Annotated in this window: 16 protein-coding genes; 10 read left to right on the top strand and 6 right to left on the bottom strand. The window is 69.9% G+C overall.

Going from position 1 to position 19,551, the window contains the following annotated elements; genetic code table 11:
- Positions 1 to 8 precede the first annotated feature (8 nt).
- The 3 genes from ABZS61_RS13095 to ABZS61_RS13085 all read left to right on the top strand — a co-directional run bounded on the left by ABZS61_RS13095 (position 9) and on the right by ABZS61_RS13085 (position 4,446).
- Positions 9 to 1,412 carry a class II fumarate hydratase gene (locus ABZS61_RS13095; protein ID WP_356418773.1) on the top strand — a complete coding sequence of 468 codons (1,404 nt, stop codon included), beginning with the start codon at positions 9 to 11 and terminating at the stop codon, positions 1,410 to 1,412.
- A 44-nt stretch (positions 1,413 to 1,456) separates the two neighbouring features.
- Complete coding sequence (locus tag ABZS61_RS13090; RefSeq protein ID WP_356418771.1) at positions 1,457 to 2,161, top strand: DUF402 domain-containing protein; 705 nt, start codon at positions 1,457 to 1,459, stop codon at positions 2,159 to 2,161.
- Positions 2,162 to 2,529: 368 nt separating this feature from the next.
- A complete protein-coding gene (locus ABZS61_RS13085) occupies positions 2,530 to 4,446 on the top strand; it encodes a SpoIIE family protein phosphatase (RefSeq protein ID WP_356418769.1) in 1,917 nt (638 codons plus the stop codon).
- A gap of 129 nt (positions 4,447 to 4,575) precedes the next feature.
- Here ABZS61_RS13085 and ABZS61_RS13080 read toward each other — a convergent pair whose 3' ends face one another.
- On the bottom strand, positions 4,576 to 6,804 hold the full coding sequence (locus ABZS61_RS13080; protein ID WP_356418766.1) for a transglycosylase domain-containing protein: 2,229 nt from the start codon (positions 6,802 to 6,804) through the stop codon (positions 4,576 to 4,578).
- A gap of 221 nt (positions 6,805 to 7,025) precedes the next feature.
- Between ABZS61_RS13080 and ABZS61_RS13075 the strand changes: the two genes are divergently transcribed.
- The 5 genes from ABZS61_RS13075 (at position 7,026) to ABZS61_RS13055 (ending at position 11,981) form a co-directional block, all read left to right on the top strand.
- Positions 7,026 to 7,997: an SPFH domain-containing protein gene (locus tag ABZS61_RS13075; RefSeq protein WP_356418763.1), complete on the top strand. Its 972-nt coding sequence runs from the start codon at positions 7,026 to 7,028 to the stop codon at positions 7,995 to 7,997.
- On the top strand, positions 7,994 to 8,245 hold the full coding sequence (locus tag ABZS61_RS13070; RefSeq protein WP_356418760.1) for a hypothetical protein: 252 nt from the start codon (positions 7,994 to 7,996) through the stop codon (positions 8,243 to 8,245). Before ABZS61_RS13075 ends, ABZS61_RS13070 begins: the two co-directional genes overlap by 4 nt.
- A 195-nt stretch (positions 8,246 to 8,440) precedes the next feature.
- Positions 8,441 to 8,965, top strand: a complete 525-nt coding sequence (locus ABZS61_RS13065) for a PadR family transcriptional regulator (protein ID WP_356418757.1) — start codon at positions 8,441 to 8,443, stop codon at positions 8,963 to 8,965.
- The gene (locus tag ABZS61_RS13060; RefSeq protein WP_356418754.1) at positions 8,962 to 9,648 is read left to right on the top strand and encodes an ABC transporter ATP-binding protein; all 687 of its coding nucleotides are present in this window, start codon (positions 8,962 to 8,964) and stop codon (positions 9,646 to 9,648) included. Before ABZS61_RS13065 ends, ABZS61_RS13060 begins: the two co-directional genes overlap by 4 nt.
- The gene (locus ABZS61_RS13055; protein WP_356418751.1) at positions 9,645 to 11,981 is read left to right on the top strand and encodes an FtsX-like permease family protein; all 2,337 of its coding nucleotides are present in this window, start codon (positions 9,645 to 9,647) and stop codon (positions 11,979 to 11,981) included. Before ABZS61_RS13060 ends, ABZS61_RS13055 begins: the two co-directional genes overlap by 4 nt.
- A 30-nt stretch (positions 11,982 to 12,011) precedes the next feature.
- Here ABZS61_RS13055 and ABZS61_RS13050 read toward each other — a convergent pair whose 3' ends face one another.
- Entirely contained in the window at positions 12,012 to 12,950 is a 939-nt protein-coding gene (locus tag ABZS61_RS13050; RefSeq protein ID WP_356418748.1) for a hydrogen peroxide-inducible genes activator, read from the bottom strand.
- A 153-nt stretch (positions 12,951 to 13,103) separates the two neighbouring features.
- Between ABZS61_RS13050 and ABZS61_RS13045 the strand changes: the two genes are divergently transcribed.
- Together ABZS61_RS13045 and ABZS61_RS13040 are read left to right on the top strand one after the other, a co-directional pair.
- Positions 13,104 to 13,658 carry a peroxiredoxin gene (locus ABZS61_RS13045; RefSeq protein WP_329207840.1) on the top strand — a complete coding sequence of 185 codons (555 nt, stop codon included), beginning with the start codon at positions 13,104 to 13,106 and terminating at the stop codon, positions 13,656 to 13,658.
- Positions 13,659 to 13,670: 12 nt separating this feature from the next.
- Positions 13,671 to 14,204 (top strand): alkyl hydroperoxide reductase, encoded by a 534-nt coding sequence (locus ABZS61_RS13040; protein ID WP_356418744.1) that lies wholly within the window; start codon positions 13,671 to 13,673, stop codon positions 14,202 to 14,204.
- Between the two features lie 79 nt (positions 14,205 to 14,283).
- Here ABZS61_RS13040 and ABZS61_RS13035 read toward each other — a convergent pair whose 3' ends face one another.
- The 4 genes from ABZS61_RS13035 to ABZS61_RS13020 form a co-directional block, all read right to left on the bottom strand.
- Positions 14,284 to 15,687 carry an AI-2E family transporter gene (locus ABZS61_RS13035; RefSeq protein ID WP_356418741.1) on the bottom strand — a complete coding sequence of 468 codons (1,404 nt, stop codon included), beginning with the start codon at positions 15,685 to 15,687 and terminating at the stop codon, positions 14,284 to 14,286.
- A 133-nt stretch (positions 15,688 to 15,820) separates the two neighbouring features.
- The gene (locus tag ABZS61_RS13030) at positions 15,821 to 16,522 is read right to left on the bottom strand and encodes a transglycosylase SLT domain-containing protein (RefSeq protein WP_356418738.1); all 702 of its coding nucleotides are present in this window, start codon (positions 16,520 to 16,522) and stop codon (positions 15,821 to 15,823) included.
- 389 nt (positions 16,523 to 16,911) lie between these two features.
- On the bottom strand, positions 16,912 to 18,234 hold the full coding sequence (locus tag ABZS61_RS13025; RefSeq protein WP_356418735.1) for a PhoH family protein: 1,323 nt from the start codon (positions 18,232 to 18,234) through the stop codon (positions 16,912 to 16,914).
- A 400-nt stretch (positions 18,235 to 18,634) separates the two neighbouring features.
- Positions 18,635 to 19,396, bottom strand: a complete 762-nt coding sequence (locus ABZS61_RS13020; RefSeq protein WP_351167499.1) for an isoprenyl transferase — start codon at positions 19,394 to 19,396, stop codon at positions 18,635 to 18,637.
- Positions 19,397 to 19,551 lie beyond the last annotated feature (155 nt).

The raw sequence follows: 19,551 nt of genomic DNA, 5'->3' as shown, positions 1-19,551 counted from the left end.
TGGAACACATGGACGGATCGACCGAGGACCCGCAGTACCGCATCGAGCGCGACTCGATGGGAGAGGTGAGGGTCCCCGCGCACGCCAAGTGGCGGGCCCAGACGCAGCGCGCCGTCGAGAACTTCCCCATCTCGGGTCAGCGGCTCGAACGGGCCCACATCGAGGCGCTGGCACGGATCAAGGCCGCCGCGGCCAAGGTCAACGCCGAGCTGAAGGTACTGGATCCCGAGATCGCGCAGGCGATTCAGGAGGCTTCCGCCGAGGTCGTCACGGGTCAGTGGGACGAGCACTTCCCCATCGATGTGTTCCAGACAGGTTCCGGCACCTCGTCCAACATGAACACCAACGAGGTCGTGGCGACGCTCGCCACCGAGCGGCTGGGCCGTGAGGTCCACCCCAACGACCACGTCAACGCCTCGCAGTCGTCGAACGACGTGTTCCCCTCGTCCATCCACATCGCCGCGACCGCCGCGGTGACCGCGGACCTGATTCCTGCGCTGGAGCATCTGGCGGTTTCCCTGGAGCGGAAATCAGCCGAATTTGCGGAGGTCGTGAAGTCGGGCCGCACGCATCTGATGGACGCCACACCCGTCACCCTGGGCCAGGAGTTCGGCGGCTACGCGGCGCAGATCCGCTACGGCGTCGAGCGGCTCCGGGCCTCGCTCCCCCGCCTCGCCGAGCTCCCGCTGGGCGGTACGGCGGTGGGCACCGGGATCAACACTCCGCCCGGCTTCTCGGCCGCCGTGATCGCGGAGGTCGCCAGGACCACCGGACTGCCGCTCACGGAGGCGCGCAACCACTTCGAGGCACAGGGGGCCCGGGACGGGCTCGTTGAGATGTCCGGCCAGCTCCGTACCGTCGCCGTCTCGCTCACCAAGATCTCCAACGATCTGCGCTGGATGGCGTCGGGTCCCCGCACCGGGCTGGCGGAGATCAGCCTGCCCGACCTCCAGCCCGGTTCGTCGATCATGCCGGGCAAGGTCAATCCGGTCGTCCCGGAGGCCGTGCTGATGGTCGCGGCCCAGGTCACGGGTAACGACGCCACGGTCGCGGCCGCCGGAGCGGCCGGCAACTTCGAGCTGAACGTGATGCTTCCGGTGATCGCCAGGAACCTGCTGGAGTCGGTGCGCCTGCTCGCGAACGCCTCCCGGCTGCTCGCCGACCGCACGGTCGACGGCATCACCGCCAACGTGGAGCGGGCCCGGCAGTACGCGGAGTCCTCGCCGTCGGTGGTGACCCCGCTGAACAAGTACATCGGCTACGAGGAAGCGGCGAAGGTCGCCAAGAAGTCCCTGGCCGAGGGCACCACGATCCGGGAGACCGTGCTGGCAGGAGGGTACGTCGAGCGCGGCGACCTGAGTGTGGAGCAGCTCGACGAGGCCCTGGACGTGTTGCGTATGACGAGGCCCTGACGCGTATCCCAGCGTGCGGGCGCCCGCGTCCGTAAGATCTCTTCATGACAGCCACGGAAGCGGGTACGGGAACAGGCACCGGTGCCGGTGCGGGAAACGGCACGCACTGGGCGCCGGGGGACCAGATCCTCTGGCGCTACCGCGGCAACGGCGGCGGGGGCCCCGTGCACATCTGCCGGCCGGTCACCGTCGTCCAGGACACCGACGAGCTGCTCGCCGTGTGGATGGCGCCCGGCACGGAAATCGTGAAGCCCGTACTCGCCGACGGCACCCAGGTGCACGCCGAGCCGCTGGCCACCCGCTACACGCGCCCGCGCACCACGGTGCGTTCGCGCTGGTTCGGCGCGGGTGTGCTGAAGCTCGCCCGGCCGGGCGATCCGTGGTCGGTCTGGCTGTTCTGGGACCGCGGCTGGCTCTTCCGCAACTGGTACGTCAACCTCGAGGAACCCCGCGCCCGCTGGGCCGGGGGCGTCGATTCCGAGGACCACTTCCTCGACATCTCCGTGCATCCCGACCGCAGCTGGGAGTGGCTCGACGAGGACGAGTTCGCCCAGGCCCAGCGGGTCGGGCTGATGGATGCCGCCACCGCCCGGGGCGTGCGGGAGGCGGGTTCGGCCGCGGTCGACGTGATCCGTGCCTGGGGGACTCCGTTCCGGGACGGCTGGGAGCACTGGCGCCCCGATCCGCAGTGGCGGGTCCCGCCGCTGCCGGATGACTGGGACCGCACCCCTGCCCCCACGCGGTCGTGAGACCCTTGATGCACCCCAGGGGGGCAAACGTAGGATCGCCTTCCACGGTCCGCGTCGCCACAACCGGCGGACGCGGCACGGGACCTGACCACAAGTCATCGCACACGTCGCATGAACCGCACGGGCCACGGAGCCGGGCGGGTCGTGCGGTCGCCTGAACCGCTACGAGGGGGTGGAGACGTGCTCACTGTCCGCTGCCCCGTCGCCGGAATGACCGATATCGGCCCACCGCGCGGCCGTGCGGTTTCGGCCCCGCTTCTGAGGGCATCCGGTGACAGCCGTTGTTCTCACCGCTCTTGCCGGGGCACAGTGGCGCCCCACGAGGTGATTGCCTCATACAACCGGCCCGGACGGACGGAATCCCACGCGTGACGGAGCATCCCACCTCCCACGAAGGCCGGCGCCTCTCTGCCCGGTCGCAGGAACGCGCCCGGCCCCGGCAGCAGGAATCCGGACCGGGCGCCGCTGCCACCGCCGCGATCCCCGGCCCCTCCGCGGTGCCGAATCCGGGACCCGGTACCGCCCCGGAGTCCGCCGCTCCCGGCGTCGACACCCAGGCGGTCACCCGCCGCGAAGGCGACCGGCTGCGTTTCGTCGGTGCGGCGACCCGCCGGATCGCCCGGGGCATAGACCTCGACGAGATCGTGCTCGGCCTGTGCCGGGCCAGCGTGCCGACGTTCTCCGACGCCATACTCGTCTATCTGCGCGACCCGCTCCCGGTGGGCGACGAACGTCCGGTCAACCCGTTCGTGCTGCGGCTGCGCCGCACCGACAGGCTGCGGCTGACCGACGAGGACAACGAGAACGGCCCGGAGGGCGAGCGGCTGCGGCTGCCCGTCACCGACCCGCAGGCCGGCCTGCTGCCCGCCGCCGACCTGTGCGAGGTCCTGGCGGGCGGTGCGCTCGCCGAGGTGCTGCGCGGGGTGCGTCCCGTCTTCGGGGACTCCGCCGCGGCCCGCGTCGCCCTGCCCGAGCTGCTCGGGGCGGGCCGGACGGTACCCACCGGACACCGCGCGATCCTGGCACCGCTGCGCGGCCGGCGCCGGGTCATCGGCGCCGCCGTCTTCCTGCGCGGCACGGACCGCCCGCCCTTCGAGGCCAACGACCTGCTGGTCGCGGCCCAGCTGGCCACGCACACCGCGCTCGGCATCGACAAGGCCGTGCTGTACGGCCGCGAGGCGTACATCGCCGACGAGTTGCAGCGCACGATGCTGCCCGACTCGCTGCCGCAGCCCACCGGCGTACGCCTGGCCTCCCGCTACCTTCCGGCCGCCGAGACGGCCCGGGTCGGCGGTGACTGGTACGACGCGATCCCGCTGCCGGGCAGCCGGGTCGCCCTGGTCGTCGGCGACGTGATGGGCCACTCCATGACGTCCGCGGCGATCATGGGCCAGCTGCGCACCACCGCGCAGACGCTGGCCGGCCTCGACCTGCCGCCGCAGGAGGTCCTGCACCACCTGGACGAGCAAGCGCAGCGCCTCGGCAGCGACCGGATGGCGACCTGCCTGTACGCGGTGTACGACCCGGTCGCGCACCGGATCACCATCGCCAACGCCGGCCACCCGCCGCCCGTGCTCCTGCACCTGGGCGGCCGGGCCGAGGTGCTGCGGGTGCCCCCGGGTGCCCCGATCGGTGTCGGCGGGGTCGACTTCGAAGCCGTCGAGCTGGACGCGCCGGCCGGTGCCACGCTGCTGTTGTACACGGACGGTCTGGTGGAGTCGCGGCTGCGGGACGTGTGGACCGGGATCGAGCAGCTGCGGGAGCGGCTCGCCGCGACGGCGCAGCTGACCGGGCCGGACCATTCGCCGCCGCTGGAGGCGCTCTGCGACGACGTGCTCGACATGCTGGGCCCCGGCGACCGGGACGACGACATCGCCCTGCTGGCCGCCCGTTTCGACGGGATCGCGCCGAGCGACGTGGCCTACTGGTTCCTGGAACCGGAGGACGCAGCTCCGGGCCGGGCCCGCAGGCTGGCCCGCAGGGCGCTCAGCCGGTGGGGGCTGGACGCCCTCTCGGACGAGGTGGAGCTGCTGGTCAGCGAGGTGGTGACCAATGCGGTGCGGTACGCGGAGCGCCCGGTGACCCTCCGGCTGCTGCGGACCGACATCCTGCGCTGCGAGGTCGGCGACGACTCCCCGCAGCTGCCCCGGCAGCGCCGCGCCCGCGACACGGACGAGGGCGGACGCGGTCTGTTCCTGGTCAACCGGCTGGCCAGGAGATGGGGGGCCACCCGGCTCTCCACGGGCAAAGTGGTCTGGTTCGAGATGGCCGTTCCGGGTTCGTAGTTCGTCGTCGCGTACACGCTGCGCACCATCGGCAAGGCCGTCGGCGACCGGATCGCCAAGAGGTGAACGGCTGCTGACGTACGGCATGCGGAAGGGGCGGTGTCCGGTGACACCGCCCCTTCCGCATGCTCACTGTCCCAGCAGACCGTTCCCCGGCCGCTCGCCCGGCGGCTGGTCCCCGTCATCGGGGTCCTTGGTCGCGCTGGGATCGTCGCTCGGCGTCCCCGAGGGCGACTCGCTCGGCGGCCCGCTCGGCGTCGTCTCCTCGCTCGGTGTCCCGCTCGGCGTCTCGGTGGGCTCCTCGGTCTCCTCGGAGGGGGTCTCCTCCGGGGTCTCCGTCTCCGACGGAGTGGCCGAGGGGCGCTCGGTCACGGCCGTCTCACCGCGCTCCACACCCTCCAGGTCGAAGGTGGCGTCCGAGCCGCCGCCCAGTGCCCCGAGCGTGTAGTCCGCCCAGATCTTCGCGGGGAATCCGCCACCGTTGGCGCGGCCGGAGTTGGCCGTACCGGTCAGGGTGACCTGTCCGCCGCCTTCCTTGGTGGACTCGCCGAACAGGGCCACGACCGTCGAGAGCTCCGGGGTGTAGGCGGCGAACCAGGCCGCCTTGTTGTTCTCCGACGTACCCGTCTTGCCCGCCGCGTCGTAGGCCGAGGTGTTGGCCTCGCGGCCGGAACCGATGTCGACGACCTCGGTGAGCGCCTTGGTCACGGTGTCGGCGGACGCCCGGCTGATCACCTGCTCGCCGGTGCCGTCGACCGGCTCCATCGTGCGGTCACGGTGCTTCGCGGACTTGACGATGGTCGGCGTGACCTTCTTGCCGTGGTTGTCGAGAGTGGCGTACACCCCGGCCATGTCCCACGTCGAGGCGTTCATGGTGCCCAGGGTGATCGCGGGGGCCACGGGGAAGTTCTTGTCCGGTACGCCCATGGCCAGCGCGGTCTTCTTCACCGCCCTCGGGGTGACGTCGACGACCATCTGCGCGAAGACGGAGTTGATCGACTTGTCCATCGCCGTCTGGACGGTGGGGCTGTCGTAGCTGCGGTCGTCCTCGTTCTGCGGGCTGAACGGGATGTCGCTGCCCTTGACGGGGCGCCTGCTGGTGCCGTCGTAGACCGTGTCGAGACCGATCACGTCGCCGTCCTGGGTCTTCGACCCGTTCTCCAGCGCGGAGGCGAGCACCAGCGGCTTGAAGGTGGATGCGGGCTGGTAGTCCTGCCGGGTGGCGTTGGACAGCCAGTGCTCGGTGGCGCCGACACCGCCGTAGAGCGCGACGACCTTGCCCGTCTTCGGGTCCACGGAGGTGGCGCCCGCCTGGACGGTCGCGTCGACCTTGTTGGCCTTCCGGTCGAGCTGGTCCTCAAGCTGGCGGTCGACCGACTTCTCGAGCTGCTTCTGCTTCTTCTTGTCGACGTTGAGGGTGACCGTCCAGCCGCCGGCCTCCCGCATCTCCTCGGTGATGCCCTGCCGCGCCATCTCCTGGTTGGCCGCCTCGACGAGGTAACCGGTCTGGCCCTCCAGTCCGGGGGCGGCCTTGGGGGACTTCGGGACGGGGAACGTCAGCTTGTCGCGGTCCGCCTTGTCGAGCCAGCCCTCGCCGACCATGTTGTCGAGGGTGTAGCCCCAGCGCTCCTTGACGAGCTTCTTGCCGGTCGGTGAGGCGACCGCCCAGTCGTACTGGCTGGGTGCCTGGAGAAGAGCCGCGAGGTAGGCGCCCTGGGAGACGTCGAGGTCCTTGGCGTCGACGCCGTAGTACGCCTGCGCCGCCGCCTGGATGCCGCTCGCGCCGCGTCCGTAGTACACGGTGTTGAGGTATCCGGCGAGGATGTCGTTCTTCTTCATGCGCTGGTCGACCTTGAGCGAGATCACCAGCTCCTTGAGCTTGCGGGTGACCGTCTGGTCCTGCGTGAGGTAGTAGTTCTTCACGTACTGCTGGGTGATCGTCGAGCCACCCTGCTTGCCCTTGCCGGAGAGTGTGTTGAGCAGGCCGCGCGTGGTGCCCTTGAGGTCGACGCCCTGGTCCCGGTAGAAGGACTTGTTCTCGGCGGCGACGAAGGCGTGCTGGACCTCCTTGGGCACGACGGCGAGGTCGACGATCTCCCGGTTGACACCGGTGCCGGTACGGGCCAGGAGCGTGCCGTCGCTGTACTTGTAGACGTTGCTCTGCTTCTCGGCCTGGGCGTTGGCCGCCGGTACGTCCACGTACATGTAGAGCGCCACGAAGGCGCCCATCACCAGCAGGCAGAGTCCGAAGAACGTGCCCAGCATCTTCCGCCAGGTGAAGAGTCCGCGTATGCCGCCGCTCTTCCCAGCCCGGCGCGCTCCCCGCCCCTGAGCTCGTCGCGCATCCGCTCGACCCATTGCTGTGGTGCTCCTGTTCCTGTGCTCGTTCTGCTCCGGTCAGACCAATCAGCTAACACCGAAAGCACGGACAAATGGCAAGCGATCCTGTCTTTTCCGGACGTGACAATCAGCACCTGTCACAAAGGAACCGACTCGCGAGGGGTGCACAAGGTTGCGACGTCAGATAATGTGTCATCACATTGCTAGCGCGGCGCTATGCCGTACGAATCGGGGGACCCATGTCCGCACCGCACGACCGTCCCGACTCCACCGGCCCCGCCGCCGACCTGACGCCGGACGCGCCCGAGATGCCCGCTCCCCAGGTCAGGGAGACCACGGCGCACTCCATCCCCGGCGGCCTCGGCCTGCTCCTGACCGTCCTCGGGGTGTTCGTCGGCGTCGGCCTGGCCATCGGCGGCGGCGTACTGGGCGCCAACGGGCACAACGGCATCGGCATCCCGCTCTTCGTCCTGGGTGTGCTGCTCGTCATCGCCTCGTTCTTCTGCATGAGCGGTGTGAAAATGGTCGCTCCGGGCGAGGCCCGGGTCATCCAGCTCTTCGGCCGGTACGTCGGCACGATCCGCGCGGACGGTCTGCGCTGGATCAACCCGCTGACCTCCAGCCGCAAGATCTCCACCCGGGTCCGCAACCACGAGACGGCCGTCCTGAAGGTCAACGACGCGTACGGCAACCCGATCGAGCTCGCCGCGATCGTCGTCTGGAAGGTCGAGGACACCGCACAGGCACTGTTCGAGGTGGACGACTTCCTGGAGTTCGTCGCCACGCAGACCGAGGCTGCCGTGCGGCACATCGCGATCGAGTACCCGTACGACGCCCACGACGAGGGCGGCCTCTCGCTCCGCGGCAACGCCGAGGAGATCACCGAGAAGCTCGCCGTCGAGCTCACCGCGCGGGTGCAGGCGGCGGGCGTGCTGATCATCGAGTCGCGTTTCAGCCATCTCGCGTACGCCCCCGAGATCGCCTCGGCGATGCTCCAGAGGCAGCAGGCGGGGGCGGTCGTCGCGGCCCGCCAGATGATCGTCGAGGGAGCGGTGGGCATGGTCGAGATGGCCCTGACCCGCATCGCCGAACAGGACATCGTCGAGCTCGACTCCGAGCGCAAGGCGGCGATGGTCAGCAACCTGATGGTGGTGCTCTGCGGTGACCGTGCGGCACAGCCGGTCCTGAACACGGGCACGCTCTACCAGTGACGGACGACGCCTCCACCCCCGCCGCCCGGCGGCCGCAGCGCAAGCAGATGCTGCTGCGGCTGGATCCGGCGGTGCACGACGCGCTGGCCCGCTGGGCCTCGGACGAGCTGCGCAGCGCGAACGCGCAGATCGAGTTCCTGCTGCGGCGGGCGCTGGCGGAGGCGGGGCGGCTGCCGGGCGGCGCGGCGCCGATCCCCCGCCGGGGGCGCCCGCCGAATCCACCCCCGGAGCCGGACGCCGATTCGTGACCCCGCTCCTCGGGGGCTCCGCCCCCGGACCTCCGGTCCTCAATCGCCGGACGGGCTTGAATTTCGCACCCTCGCACGCCGGATCAAGCCCCGCCGACAATTGAGGCGCGGGGGTCCGGGGCGGAGTTCCCGGGGTGATCTCGCGCTCCGGACCCCTATACGCGCGAGGTATACACCCCATGTAGAGTGCCGCTCATGTCAATCGGCCACACCCTCCTCGGGCTCCTCGAAGCCGGTCCCCGCCACGGCTACGACCTCAAGCGCGCCTTCGACGACAAGTTCGGCCACGACCGGCCCCTCCACTACGGCCAGGTCTACGCGACCATGTCCCGGCTGCTGAAGAACGGGCTCGTCGAGGTCGACGGCGTCGAGTCCGACGGCGGGCCCGAGCGCAAGCGCTACGCCATCACCGACGCCGGCATCACCGACGTCACCACCTGGCTGGCCCAGCCGGAGAAGCCGGAGCCGTACCTCCAGTCGACCCTCTACACGAAGGTCGTCCTGGCCCTGCTCACCGGCCGCAGTGCCGCCGATCTGCTCGACGCCCAGCGCTCGGAGCACCTACGCCTGATGCGCATCCTCACCGACCGCAAGCGCAAGGGCGACCTCGCCGACCAGCTGATCTGCGACCACGCCCTCTTCCACCTCGAAGCGGACCTGCGCTGGCTGGAGCTGACCGCGGCCCGCCTGGACCAGCTCGCCGCGGTGGTGGCGGCATGACCCCGGCCGGCTCCCTGCTCGTCGCGCACGACCTGCGCAAGACCTACGGTTCGACGGCCGCGCTCGACGGCGTCTCGTTCTCCGTCCACCCCGGCGAGGTCGTCGCCGTCATGGGCCCCTCCGGCTCCGGCAAGTCGACCCTCCTGCACTGCCTCGCGGGGATCGTCACCCCCGACTCCGGCACCGTCACCTACGCGGGCCGTGAGCTCTCGGAGATGTCGGACGCGCAACGAAGTGCCCTGCGCCGCAGCGATTTCGGCTTCGTGTTCCAGTTCGGCCAGCTCGTCCCCGAGCTGACCTGCGTGGAGAACGTCGCCCTGCCGCTCCGGCTGAACGGCACCCGGCGCAAGGAGGCCGAGCGCATCGCCCTGCAGTGGATGGAGCGCCTGGAGGTCGACGACCTGGCCGACAACCGTCCCGGCGAGGTCTCCGGCGGCCAGGGGCAGCGCGTCGCCGTGGCCCGTGCCCTCGTCGCGTCGCCCAAGGTGGTCTTCGCGGACGAGCCGACCGGGGCGCTGGACTCCCTCAACGGCGAGCGCGTCATGGAACTGCTCACCGAGTGCGCCCGGTCCGCCGACACGGCCGTCGTCCTCGTGACGCACGAGGCGCGGGTCGCCGCGTACTCGGACCGCGACATCGTCGTCCGTGACGGCCGCTCCCGCGACGTGGAGTACGCCGTATGACCTGGCTGCGCGATCTCGGCCTCGGCATACGCTTCGCCTCCGCGGGCGGGCGCGAGGGCTGGGCACGGACCGCGCTCACCGCCGTCGGCGTGGGCCTCGGCGTGGCGCTCCTGCTGATCGCCTCCTCCGTTCCCCATCTCCTGGCGGAACGCGCCCATCGCGACCTCGCCCGCCAGGAGAGCGCGGCCTCCCACGAGGAGCAGGCCGCGCGGTCCGACACCACCGTGCTGCGGATCAGCGCGGCGACCGAGTACAGGGGCCAGGCCGTCGGCGGCTTCCTGGTGCGCCCTGAGGGCGCGCACCCGGTGACCCCGCCCGGAGTCGGGGCACTGCCCGGACCCGGAGAGATGGTGGCCTCCCCCGCGCTGAAGAAGCTGCTGGCCTCGCCCGAGGGCAGCCTCCTGCGGGAGCGTCTCCCGTACCGGATCACCGCGACGATCGGCGACGCGGGCCTGCTCGCCCCCGGGGAGCTGTACTTCTACGTCGGCAGCGACACCCTGACCGCCGCCTCCGGCGGCCATCGGGTCGACGGGTACGGGGACAAGGTCAGGGACGAACCGCTCCCGCCCGCTCTCGTCGTCCTGGTCATCATGATCTGCGTCGTCCTGCTGGCGCCGGTCGCCATCTTCATCGCCACGGCCGTACGGTTCGGCGGCGACCGCCGCGACCGCCGACTCGCAGCCCTCCGCCTGGTCGGTACGGACATCCGGTCGACCCGCAGGATCGCGGCGGGCGAAGCCCTGTTCGGCTCGCTGCTCGGGCTGCTCGCGGGCGTGGTCTTCTTCCTCGTGGGCCGCAGGTTCAGCGGCTACGTCGAGGTGTGGGACTACAGCGTCTTCCCGTCCGACCTGACGCCCACGCCGTGGATGGCGGCACTGATCGCCGTCGCGGTGCCGCTCTGCGCCGTACTGGTCACGCTGGTCGCCATGCGCGCGGTGATCGTCGAACCGCTGGGCGTCGTACGCGACACGGGCCGCCGCAGGCGCCGCCTCTGGTGGCGTCTGGTGGTACCGGCCCTGGGACTGGCCGTCCTCGGAGTGACCGGCAGGGTGGGCGAGGGCGAGTTCGTCGACCCGTACCCGATCGCGGCCGGTGCCGTCCTCGTACTCTTCGGGCTCGCCCTGCTGCTCCCCTGGCTGGTCGAAGCGTGCGTACGCCCCCTGCGCCGCGGCCCGCTGTCGTGGCAGCTCGCCGTCCGCCGGCTCCAGCTGAACAGTGGGGCGGCCTCCCGCGCGGTCAGCGGGATCGCCGTCGCGGTGGCGGGCGCCGTGGCCCTGCAGATGCTGTTCGCGGCGGTGGGCGACGAGTTCACGCACATCACGGGACAGGACCCGGCGCGCGCCCAGTTCCACACGTTCTCGGAGCAGGTCAGCGGGGACGCCGCCAACCGGACCATCGAGGAGTTCCGGTCCACGAAGGGCGTCGAGGCCGTCATCGGCACGGTCGAGACGTATGTGACGAAGCCCGGGACGTACAAGGAGGACGAGGTCACTCCGACCACCTCGCTCAGCATCGGCGACTGCGCGACCCTGAGGGAGCTGGCCGAGATCGGCTCCTGCGCGGACGGCGACGTCTTCGTCGTCCATCCCAGGGGCGACAAGGAGATGAGCGACTGGGTCGACAGGACGGCACGCAAGGGCCAGGAGATCGAACTCGACTCCGGTGTCCGACTGGCGCCGGGCGAGAAGAGGAAGCTCTGGACCCTGCCCGCGGAAGCCAGGACCGTCACCGCCGCACCCGACCCGCTCGGCGAGGAGCACTGGGGCATCATGGCGACGGTCGGAGCCATCGACCCACGCACACTGCCGAACGCCCAGACCGTCGCGCAGATCAAGGTCGCCGACGACGTCGAGGACGTCGACGAGTACGTGCGGAACACCGCCGCCAGGATCGACCCGGGCATGCGGGTCGCCGCCCTGACGTCGATGACGCGCGACCGCCAGTACGCCAGTGTGCAGACGGGTCTGCGGTTCGGCGCGCTGGTGACACTGCTGCTGATCGCCGCGTCCATGCTGGTCTCCCAGCTGGAGCAGCTGCGGGAGCGCAGGCGGCTGCTGTCCGTCCTGGTCGCCTTCGGCACCAGGCGCGTCACGCTCGGCTGGTCGGTGCTGTGGCAGACCGCCGTCCCGGTGGTCATCGGGCTCCTGGCCGCGACCGCGGGCGGTATCGCGCTCGGGGCCGTCATGACCTGGATGCTGGCGAAGACGGTCACGCGGTGGTGGGTGTTCCTGCCGCTGGCGGGCGCGGGCGGGGCCCTCGTCGTGGCCGTGACCCTGCTCTCGCTGCCCCTGCTGTGGCGCTTGATGCGCCCGGACGGTCTGCGGACGGAGTGAGGACCGCGCAAGGGGTGGGCGCGTCGGCGCTCACCCCTGCGTGTGCACCCGTACCGGCAGCGTGCCCATCGCCCCGCGCAGCGCCGCCGCGAACTCCTCGAACTCCTCGTGCCGCGCCGTCCCCGTCCGGATGGCCAGGGCGACCCGCCGCGAGGGGGCGGGATCCGCGAAGTACCCGGTGGCCAGCGCCTCGTTGCGCCCGGTCTCCACCGTCACCGCCGTACGCGGCAGCAGCGTCACCCCGAGGCCGCCCGCGACGAGCTGCACCAGTGTGGAGAGCCCCGCGGCGGTCGTCGTCACGGGTGCCCCGTCGGTGCGGCCCGCCTCGCGGCAGATGTCCAGAGCCTGATCACGCAGGCAGTGCCCCTCGTCGAGCAGCAGCAGCGGCAGATCGCGCAACGCCTCCCGCGGGATGTCGGTGCGCCCGCCCAGCCGGTGCTCCTGCTCCATGACGAGGACGAAGTCCTCGTCGAACAGGGGCAGTTCGGTGACGCCGGGCACCCCGAGGGGTACGGCGAGCAGCAGCAGGTCCAGCCGCCCCGCCGCCAGTCCCTCCAGCAGCGAGGAGGTCTGCTCCTCGTGCACCTGGAGGTCCAGCTCGGGGTAGCGCTCATGGACGAGCCGCAGCACCGCGGGCAGCAGGTACGGCGCGACGGTCGGGATCACACCGAGCCTGAGCACCCCGGTGAACGGCGCCCGCACCGCCTCCGCCTCCTCCATCAGCTCGGCCACGGACTCCAGCACCGCAGCGGTCCGCACCGCGAGCCGCTCCCCGGCGGGTGAGAGCAGCACCTTGCGCGTCGTACGCTCGATGAGCTGGACACCCAGTGCCACCTCCAGCGCGGATACGGCTCCGGAGAGTGCGGGCTGACTCATCCCGATTGCTGCCGCCGCGTCCCGGAAGTGCAGATGCTCCGCGACGGCCGCGAAGGCGCGCAGCTGCGAGAGGCTGGGCTGTTTGGCCCTCATGCCCTGATGTGTGTACGCCACTGATAGGTACCTCCGATCATCACGACCGAGTGTAGCTATTTCCGTGATCAATGCACCCTGTGCCATGGTGGAGATCGTCCAACCCCCAGGAACACCCCCAAAAAGGGAATTCCTTTGCTTCAAGGAGTGCGCGTGCTCACTGTCGGTGACAAGTTCCCCCAGTTCGACCTGACCGCTTGCGTGTCGTTGGAGACCGGCAAGGAGTTCGAGCAGATCAACCACAAGACCTACGAGGGTCAGTGGAAGATCGTCTTCGCGTGGCCGAAGGACTTCACCTTCGTGTGTCCCACCGAGATCGCCGCCTTCGGCAAGCTGAACGAGGAGTTCGCCGACCGCGACGCCCAGATCCTCGGCTTCTCCGGTGACTCCGAGTTCGTGCACCACGCCTGGCGCAAGGACCACCCGGACCTGACCGACCTGCCTTTCCCGATGCTCGCCGACTCGAAGCACGAGCTCATGCGTGACCTCGGCATCGAGGGCGAGGACGGCTTCGCCCAGCGCGCCGTCTTCATCGTCGACCAGAACAACGAGATCCAGTTCACGATGGTGACCGCCGGTTCCGTGGGCCGTAACCCCAAGGAGGTCCTGCGGGTCCTCGACGCCCTGCAGACCGACGAGCTCTGCCCCTGCAACTGGACCAAGGGCGAGAACACCCTTGACCCGGTCGCGCTCCTCTCGGGCGAGTGAGCTGATACCGACATGGCACTCGACGAACTGAAGTCGGCGATTCCGGACTTCGCCAAGGACCTGAAGCTGAACCTCGGCTCGGTCATCGGGAACAGCGAACTCCCCCAGCAGCAGCTCTGGGGCACCGTCCTGGCCTGCGCGATCGCCTCGCGCTCGCCGAAGGTGCTGCGTGAGCTCGAGCCCGAGGCCAAGGCCAACCTCTCCGCCGAGGCGTACACCGCGGCGAAGTCGGCTGCCGCCGTCATGGCGATGAACAACGTCTTCTACCGCACCCGGCACCTGCTGTCGGACCCCGAGTACGGGAACCTCCGTGCGGGCCTGCGGATGAACGTCATCGGCAACCCGGGCGTGGAGAAGGTCGACTTCGAACTGTGGTCGCTCGCCGTCTCCGCGATCAACGGCTGCGGCCAGTGCCTGGACTCCCACGAGCAGGTGCTGCGCAAGGCCGGTGTGGACCGTGAGACCATTCAGGAAGCCGTAAAGATCGCTTCGGTGATCCAGGCTGTCGGCGTGACCCTCGATGCCGAGGCCGTGCTCGCCGAGTAACACCCGCAGTACCCGGATACGAGAAGGGCCCCGAGGACGACCGACCGTCCCCGGGGCCCTTCTTATGCGCCGGTGCGCGCTACGGCTTCCCGGCTTCGTCCTGCGTGCCCGTCCCGTCGTCCTCGGCGGGCACGTCCCTGGCCTGCCGCGCCCCGGGGGCCTCCGTCGGCGCCACCCCGATCGCCGTCGCGCCGTGTGGCTGCGGCGAGTGGCGCAGGGCGGCCTCCCGCCCGTACGCCCGCAGATAGCCGACCACGGTATTGGTCACGGCGACCAGCGGTACGGCGACGACCGCACCGCCGATGCCGGCGATCATGCCGCCAGCGGCGACCGACAGGACGACGGCCAGCGGGTGGACGCGCACGGCGCGGCCGAGGATGAACGGCTGCAGGATGTGGCCCTCGATCTGCTGCACCGCGAGCACCACGATCAGCGCCATCAAGGCCGTGAACACGCCCTGGGTGACGAGCGCGACGACCACGGCGAGCGCCCCGGAGATCACCGCGCCGACCAGTGGGATGAAGGCGAAGAGGAAGATGAAGACGGCGAGCGGCACCGCCATCGGCACGTCGAGGAAGTAGATCCCGAGACCGATGAAGATCGCGTCGATCAGTGCGACGATCACCGTCCCCCGCACATAGGCGGTCAGCGTCCGCCAGGCGCGCGGTCCGGCGCCCGCGACGCCCGGCCGGGCCTGGGCGGGTACCAGCTTGAGCACCCACTGCCAGATGCGCTTCCCGTCGTACAGCAGGAAGAGCGTCGAGAACATCGCCAGCAGTATCCCGGTGAGGACCTCCACCATCACGGTGACGCCCTGCAGTCCGGCGGAGGTGATCTCCTCGGTGTTGGTGCCGACGGTGTCGCTGAGGTTCTTCGCGATGTCGTTGATCTGCGACTCGGTCACATGGAACGGGCTGTCCAGGAGCCAGCGCTTCAGCTCGTCGATGCCGTCGCGGACCCTGTCGGACAGCGTGTCGAGGTTGTCCATCACCTGCCATACGACGAACCAGCCGACCAGGCCCATGACAACGAAGCCGAGTACGGCGGTGACGGCGGTGGCGAGACCGCGCGGCAGTCCGAGCCGCCTCAGCCGCACGACGGTCGGCTGGAGCATGGCGGTGACGAGCAGTGCGGCGACGAAGGCGAGGACCACCAGCTGCACGGCGCTGACGATGCGCATCAGCACCCAGAGCGTGCCCGCGAGGACCAGCAGCCGCCAGCCGGCCTCAGCAGCGACGCGCATCCCCCAGGGGATCGCGGCCACCGGATCGGGCCTGGCGGCCACGGAGGGGGCGTACGCGGGCGGGCGCGGCACCTGCTCGGCGGCGGCCGCGGTGGAGGCGGCAACGGTGGAGAGGGTGGAGGAGGACACGGAATCGGCGTCGTCGCGGCGTTCGTCCTCGGCGCGCCGTTCTTCCAGGCGCGCCCCGATCTGCGTCAGTTCGGCGCCCAGACGGCCGAGCCACCCCGGAAGTTTTGACATGAACTTTCCCTTTCCCCCGCTTGCCCCCATCACTCCCCCGGAGCTGTTCGGATCGACCGTACACGCGTGAAGCCCCGCACCGTATGACGGTGCGGGGCTTCACGAGGTTGAGAGCGGAACCTCGCGGAGGTTCCTAGTACCAGTGGTTGGCCTGCCAGAACGACCAGGCCGCGCACGGGCTGCCGTAGCGGTCGCTGTTCATGTAGCTGAGGCCCCACTTGATCTGGGTGGCCGGGTTGGTCTGCCAGTCGGCGCCCGCGGACGCCATCTTGGAACCGGGCAGCGCCTGCATGATGCCGTAGGCACCCGATGACGGGTTGGTCGCCTTGTAGTTCCAGCCCGACTCGCGGTCCACGATGTTGCTGAAGCACTGGAACTGGTCGGCGGGCATCATCTGGCGGGCCATCGCCTGGACTTCGGCCACGCTGTAGGAGCCCTGCGCGGAGAACGACGAGGCGTCGCGGACGTCGGAGCGGCTCGCGCGGTCGGCTTCCGCCTTCGCCTCGCGCTCCTCCTCCAGCTTGTCCTCGGCCGCCTGCTTCTTCGACTTGGCGTCCTTGGCGGCCTGGATGCGGGCCGTTTCTTCAGCAGACTTCTTCGCCGCAGCGTCGGCAGCGGAGGCCTGTGCGTCGGCCTGCTGCGTCAAGGAAGCGGTCTGAACCTGGGCCTGCTGGCCCGCGGGAATGTCTGCGAGCAGCGTGGTGTCGGCTGCGGCAGCCTCGAAGTTGTCGTCAGCAGCGGGAGTGCTGCCCGACGCAACGCCGACGACGGCGCCTACGGTGGTAACCGCGGTGGCAGATGCCACGGCGAACCCCCGGACCGAGATCCGGCTCACATGGTGTCCTTCCAGCATCGCCCGCTTAGGTGACCTCGCGGGCGCAATCGTGCCCTTGACGCTGGCCTCCCTACTGCTTGGGTCACGGGAGGCACGGGCCCGGTGGGCAACTTCCTTGCGGAAGTGCCGCGTGGTGCTCGCGGGCGGCATACGGACGGCAAGTGTTGAGTTGTGTGGTGCGTGGCGCCTCTGGAGGTGCCCAAGTGCCGTATGCGGGGCCTGACGGAAGCAAGACTCTGCCGGACGGACACGGGGCGTTGCAATTCTGTGTTGCGTGTTAAAGGTCACACCCCGTTTGGAGCAAGTGTTTTACGGAAATGACGGCGCAACACGAAGCCGCCCGGCTAAGCTCCTTGGCTCGCCGGGCGGCATCTTTGGGACTTCCGGTGTCAGATCCGGCCTTCCTCCAGCATTTCGGTCACCAGTGCGGCGATCTGCGACCGCTCGGAGCGGGTGAGCGTGACATGCGCGAAGAGCGGATGCCCCTTCAGCTTCTCGACCACGGCGACGACTCCGTCGTACCGGCCGACCCTGAGGTTGTCCCGCTGGGCCACGTCATGAGTGAGCACCACGCGGGAATTCGTCCCGATACGGGACAACACGGTCAGCAGGACATTCCGTTCGAGTGACTGCGCCTCGTCCACGATCACGAACGCGTCGTGGAGCGAACGCCCCCGGATGTGGGTGAGCGGCAGGATCTCCAGCATCCCGCGCCCCAGGACCTCTTCGATGACCTCGCGCCCGGCGACCGCCGACAGTGTGTCGAAGACGGCCTGCGCCCAGGGGCTCATCTTCTCGGACTCACTGCCGGGGAGATAACCGAGCTCCTGCCCGCCGACCGCGTACAACGGCCGGAAGACCATCACCTTCTGGTGCTGCTGACGCTCCAGTACGGCCTCCAGGCCCGCGCAGAGTGCCAGTGCCGACTTGCCGGTGCCCGCCCTGCCTCCCATCGAGACGATGCCGACGTCCGGGTCGAGGAGCAGATCGAGCGCGATCCGCTGCTCGGCGCTGCGGCCGTGGATCCCGAAGGCCTCCCGGTCGCCGCGCACGAGGCGCACATTGCCCTCGGCGGTGACCCTGCCGAGGGCCTTGCCGCGCTCGGACTGCAGGACGAGCCCTGTATGTACGGGGAAGTCGGCCGCCTCGGGGACGTACAGCGTCTCCTCCGTGAACAGCAGATCGACCTGTTCGGCGGAGAGCGACAGCTCGGACATCCCTGTCCAGCCGGAGTCGGTGATGGCGAGTTCGGCGCGGTACTCCTCGGCCAGGAGGCCGACCGACGACGCCTTGATCCTGAGCGGCAGGTCCTTGGAGACGACGGTGACGTCGTACCCCTCGGCCTGCAGGTTGCGCGCTACCGCGAGAATCCGTGAGTCGTTGTCCCCCAACCGGTAGCCGGCGGGCAGTACACCGGGGTCGGAATGGTTGAGTTCGACGCGGAGCGTCCCGCCCAGATCCCCGAGGGGGATCGGGGCATCCAGCCGGCCGTACCGGACGCGGAAGTCGTCCAGCAGGCGCAGGGCCTGCCGGGCGAAGTACCCGAGTTCGGGGTGGTGCCGTTTGGCCTCCAGCTCCGTGACCACGACGATCGGCAGCACCACTTCGTGCTCGTCGAACCGGGACATGGCGTTGGGGTCGGCCAGCAGGACGCTGGTGTCGAGAACATAGGTGCGCCTGTCGGGCATGCGGCGCTTAGTACTGGTCACCACGGAAGGACGTACCCCCTCGGACGAGGTCGGGGAGTGCGACGGACGTCGCGGAACTTCCCGAAGGGAGAGGACGGACCGGGTTCGGACCCCTTGCGCGGGCCGAACACCGGCCCTCCGCGTCGGCCGCACGATGTGCGGTCCTTCGTGTGCAAAGGGCCTCCCGGGCGAGCGGACTGGGCTCCGCTCACTTGGCTGCGACATCCGGATGGCTGTGACTGGATATCGACCTGACAGGGGTATTCCCTCGAACACGCGAAGCCATGCGCGTGGGGTGGACCAGGCACGGCCCCAGTTCAACGGGAGCCCCGAGTCGCTTTTGTCCTCAATCTCCCCCGGACTCCGTCCGAGAGGCGTCCAACGGGCCCGATGTGCCCGCACCGCGCCCGTGATTCAGGACGTGTCAGGTGCCGTAGCGGCGGTGGCGGGCCGCGTAGTCGCGCAGGGCGCGGAGGAAGTCGACCTTGCGGAAGGCCGGCCAGAACACCTCGCAGAAGTAGTACTCCGAATGGGCGCTCTGCCACAGCATGAAGCCGGACAGGCGCTGCTCGCCACTGGTCCGGATCACCAGGTCCGGGTCGGGCTGTCCGCGGGTGTAGAGGTGCTCGGAGATGAGGTCCGTGGAGACGACCTCCGCGAGCTCCTCGAAGGTCGTGCCCTTGGCGGAGTGGTCCAGCAGCAGGGAGCGCACCGCGTCCGCGATCTCCTGGCGCCCGCCGTAGCCGACCGCGACATTGACGATTATCCCGTCGATACCCGCCGTGGCCTCCTCCGCCTCCTTGAGGACGGTCTGGGTCCGCGCCGGCAGCAGGTCGAGCGTGCCGACGTGGTGGACACGCCACCGCCCGTCGGCCGCCAGGTTGCGCACGGTGTTCTCGATGATGCCGAGCAGCGGGATGAGCTCCGCCTCGGGCCGGTCGAAGTTGTCCGTGGAGAGCAGCCAGAGGGTGACGACCTCGACCTCGGTCTCACTGCACCAGCCGAGCAGCTCGGAGATCTTGTCCGCGCCCGCCTGGTGTCCCTGCACGGCCGAACCGCCCGAGGCCTTCGCCCAGCGCCGGTTGCCGTCGAGGATGACTCCGATGTGCTTGGGCACCTGCGCGTGATCCAGGCGGCCTTCCACCCGGCGTGCGTAGAGCCCGTACACCAGGTCGCGCAAGTTCACTGAGTTCACCCTCTCGGTTCCGTACGGGCCGCAGGCCCGTCCTCCCCGTTGCCGGGGGTCCGGGGCGGTCCCCGGGGGGAATCCCGCGCAGTCCGCACATCACACTCTCGCGCCGCGCATCGGCATTTCCCGAAGCCGCCACATTACTGCGCAGG

It is taken from the genome of Streptomyces sp. NPDC005566 (assembly GCF_040605575.1).
Classification (GTDB): domain Bacteria; phylum Actinomycetota; class Actinomycetes; order Streptomycetales; family Streptomycetaceae; genus Streptomyces.
This window is presented reverse-complemented; position numbering and strand designations above follow the sequence as displayed.

Coding starts and splice junctions, on each gene's coding strand:
- ABZS61_RS13095 (WP_356418773.1), top strand. CDS start 9: ATGGACGGATCGACCGAGGACCCGCAGTACCGCATCGAGCGCGACTCG.
- ABZS61_RS13090 (WP_356418771.1), top strand. CDS start 1,457: ATGACAGCCACGGAAGCGGGTACGGGAACAGGCACCGGTGCCGGTGCG.
- ABZS61_RS13080 (WP_356418766.1), bottom strand. CDS start 6,804: ATGGGTCGAGCGGATGCGCGACGAGCTCAGGGGCGGGGAGCGCGCCGG.
- ABZS61_RS13075 (WP_356418763.1), top strand. CDS start 7,026: ATGTCCGCACCGCACGACCGTCCCGACTCCACCGGCCCCGCCGCCGAC.
- ABZS61_RS13065 (WP_356418757.1), top strand. CDS start 8,441: ATGTCAATCGGCCACACCCTCCTCGGGCTCCTCGAAGCCGGTCCCCGC.
- ABZS61_RS13060 (WP_356418754.1), top strand. CDS start 8,962: ATGACCCCGGCCGGCTCCCTGCTCGTCGCGCACGACCTGCGCAAGACC.
- ABZS61_RS13055 (WP_356418751.1), top strand. CDS start 9,645: ATGACCTGGCTGCGCGATCTCGGCCTCGGCATACGCTTCGCCTCCGCG.
- ABZS61_RS13050 (WP_356418748.1), bottom strand. CDS start 12,950: ATGAGGGCCAAACAGCCCAGCCTCTCGCAGCTGCGCGCCTTCGCGGCC.
- ABZS61_RS13040 (WP_356418744.1), top strand. CDS start 13,671: ATGGCACTCGACGAACTGAAGTCGGCGATTCCGGACTTCGCCAAGGAC.
- ABZS61_RS13035 (WP_356418741.1), bottom strand. CDS start 15,687: ATGTCAAAACTTCCGGGGTGGCTCGGCCGTCTGGGCGCCGAACTGACG.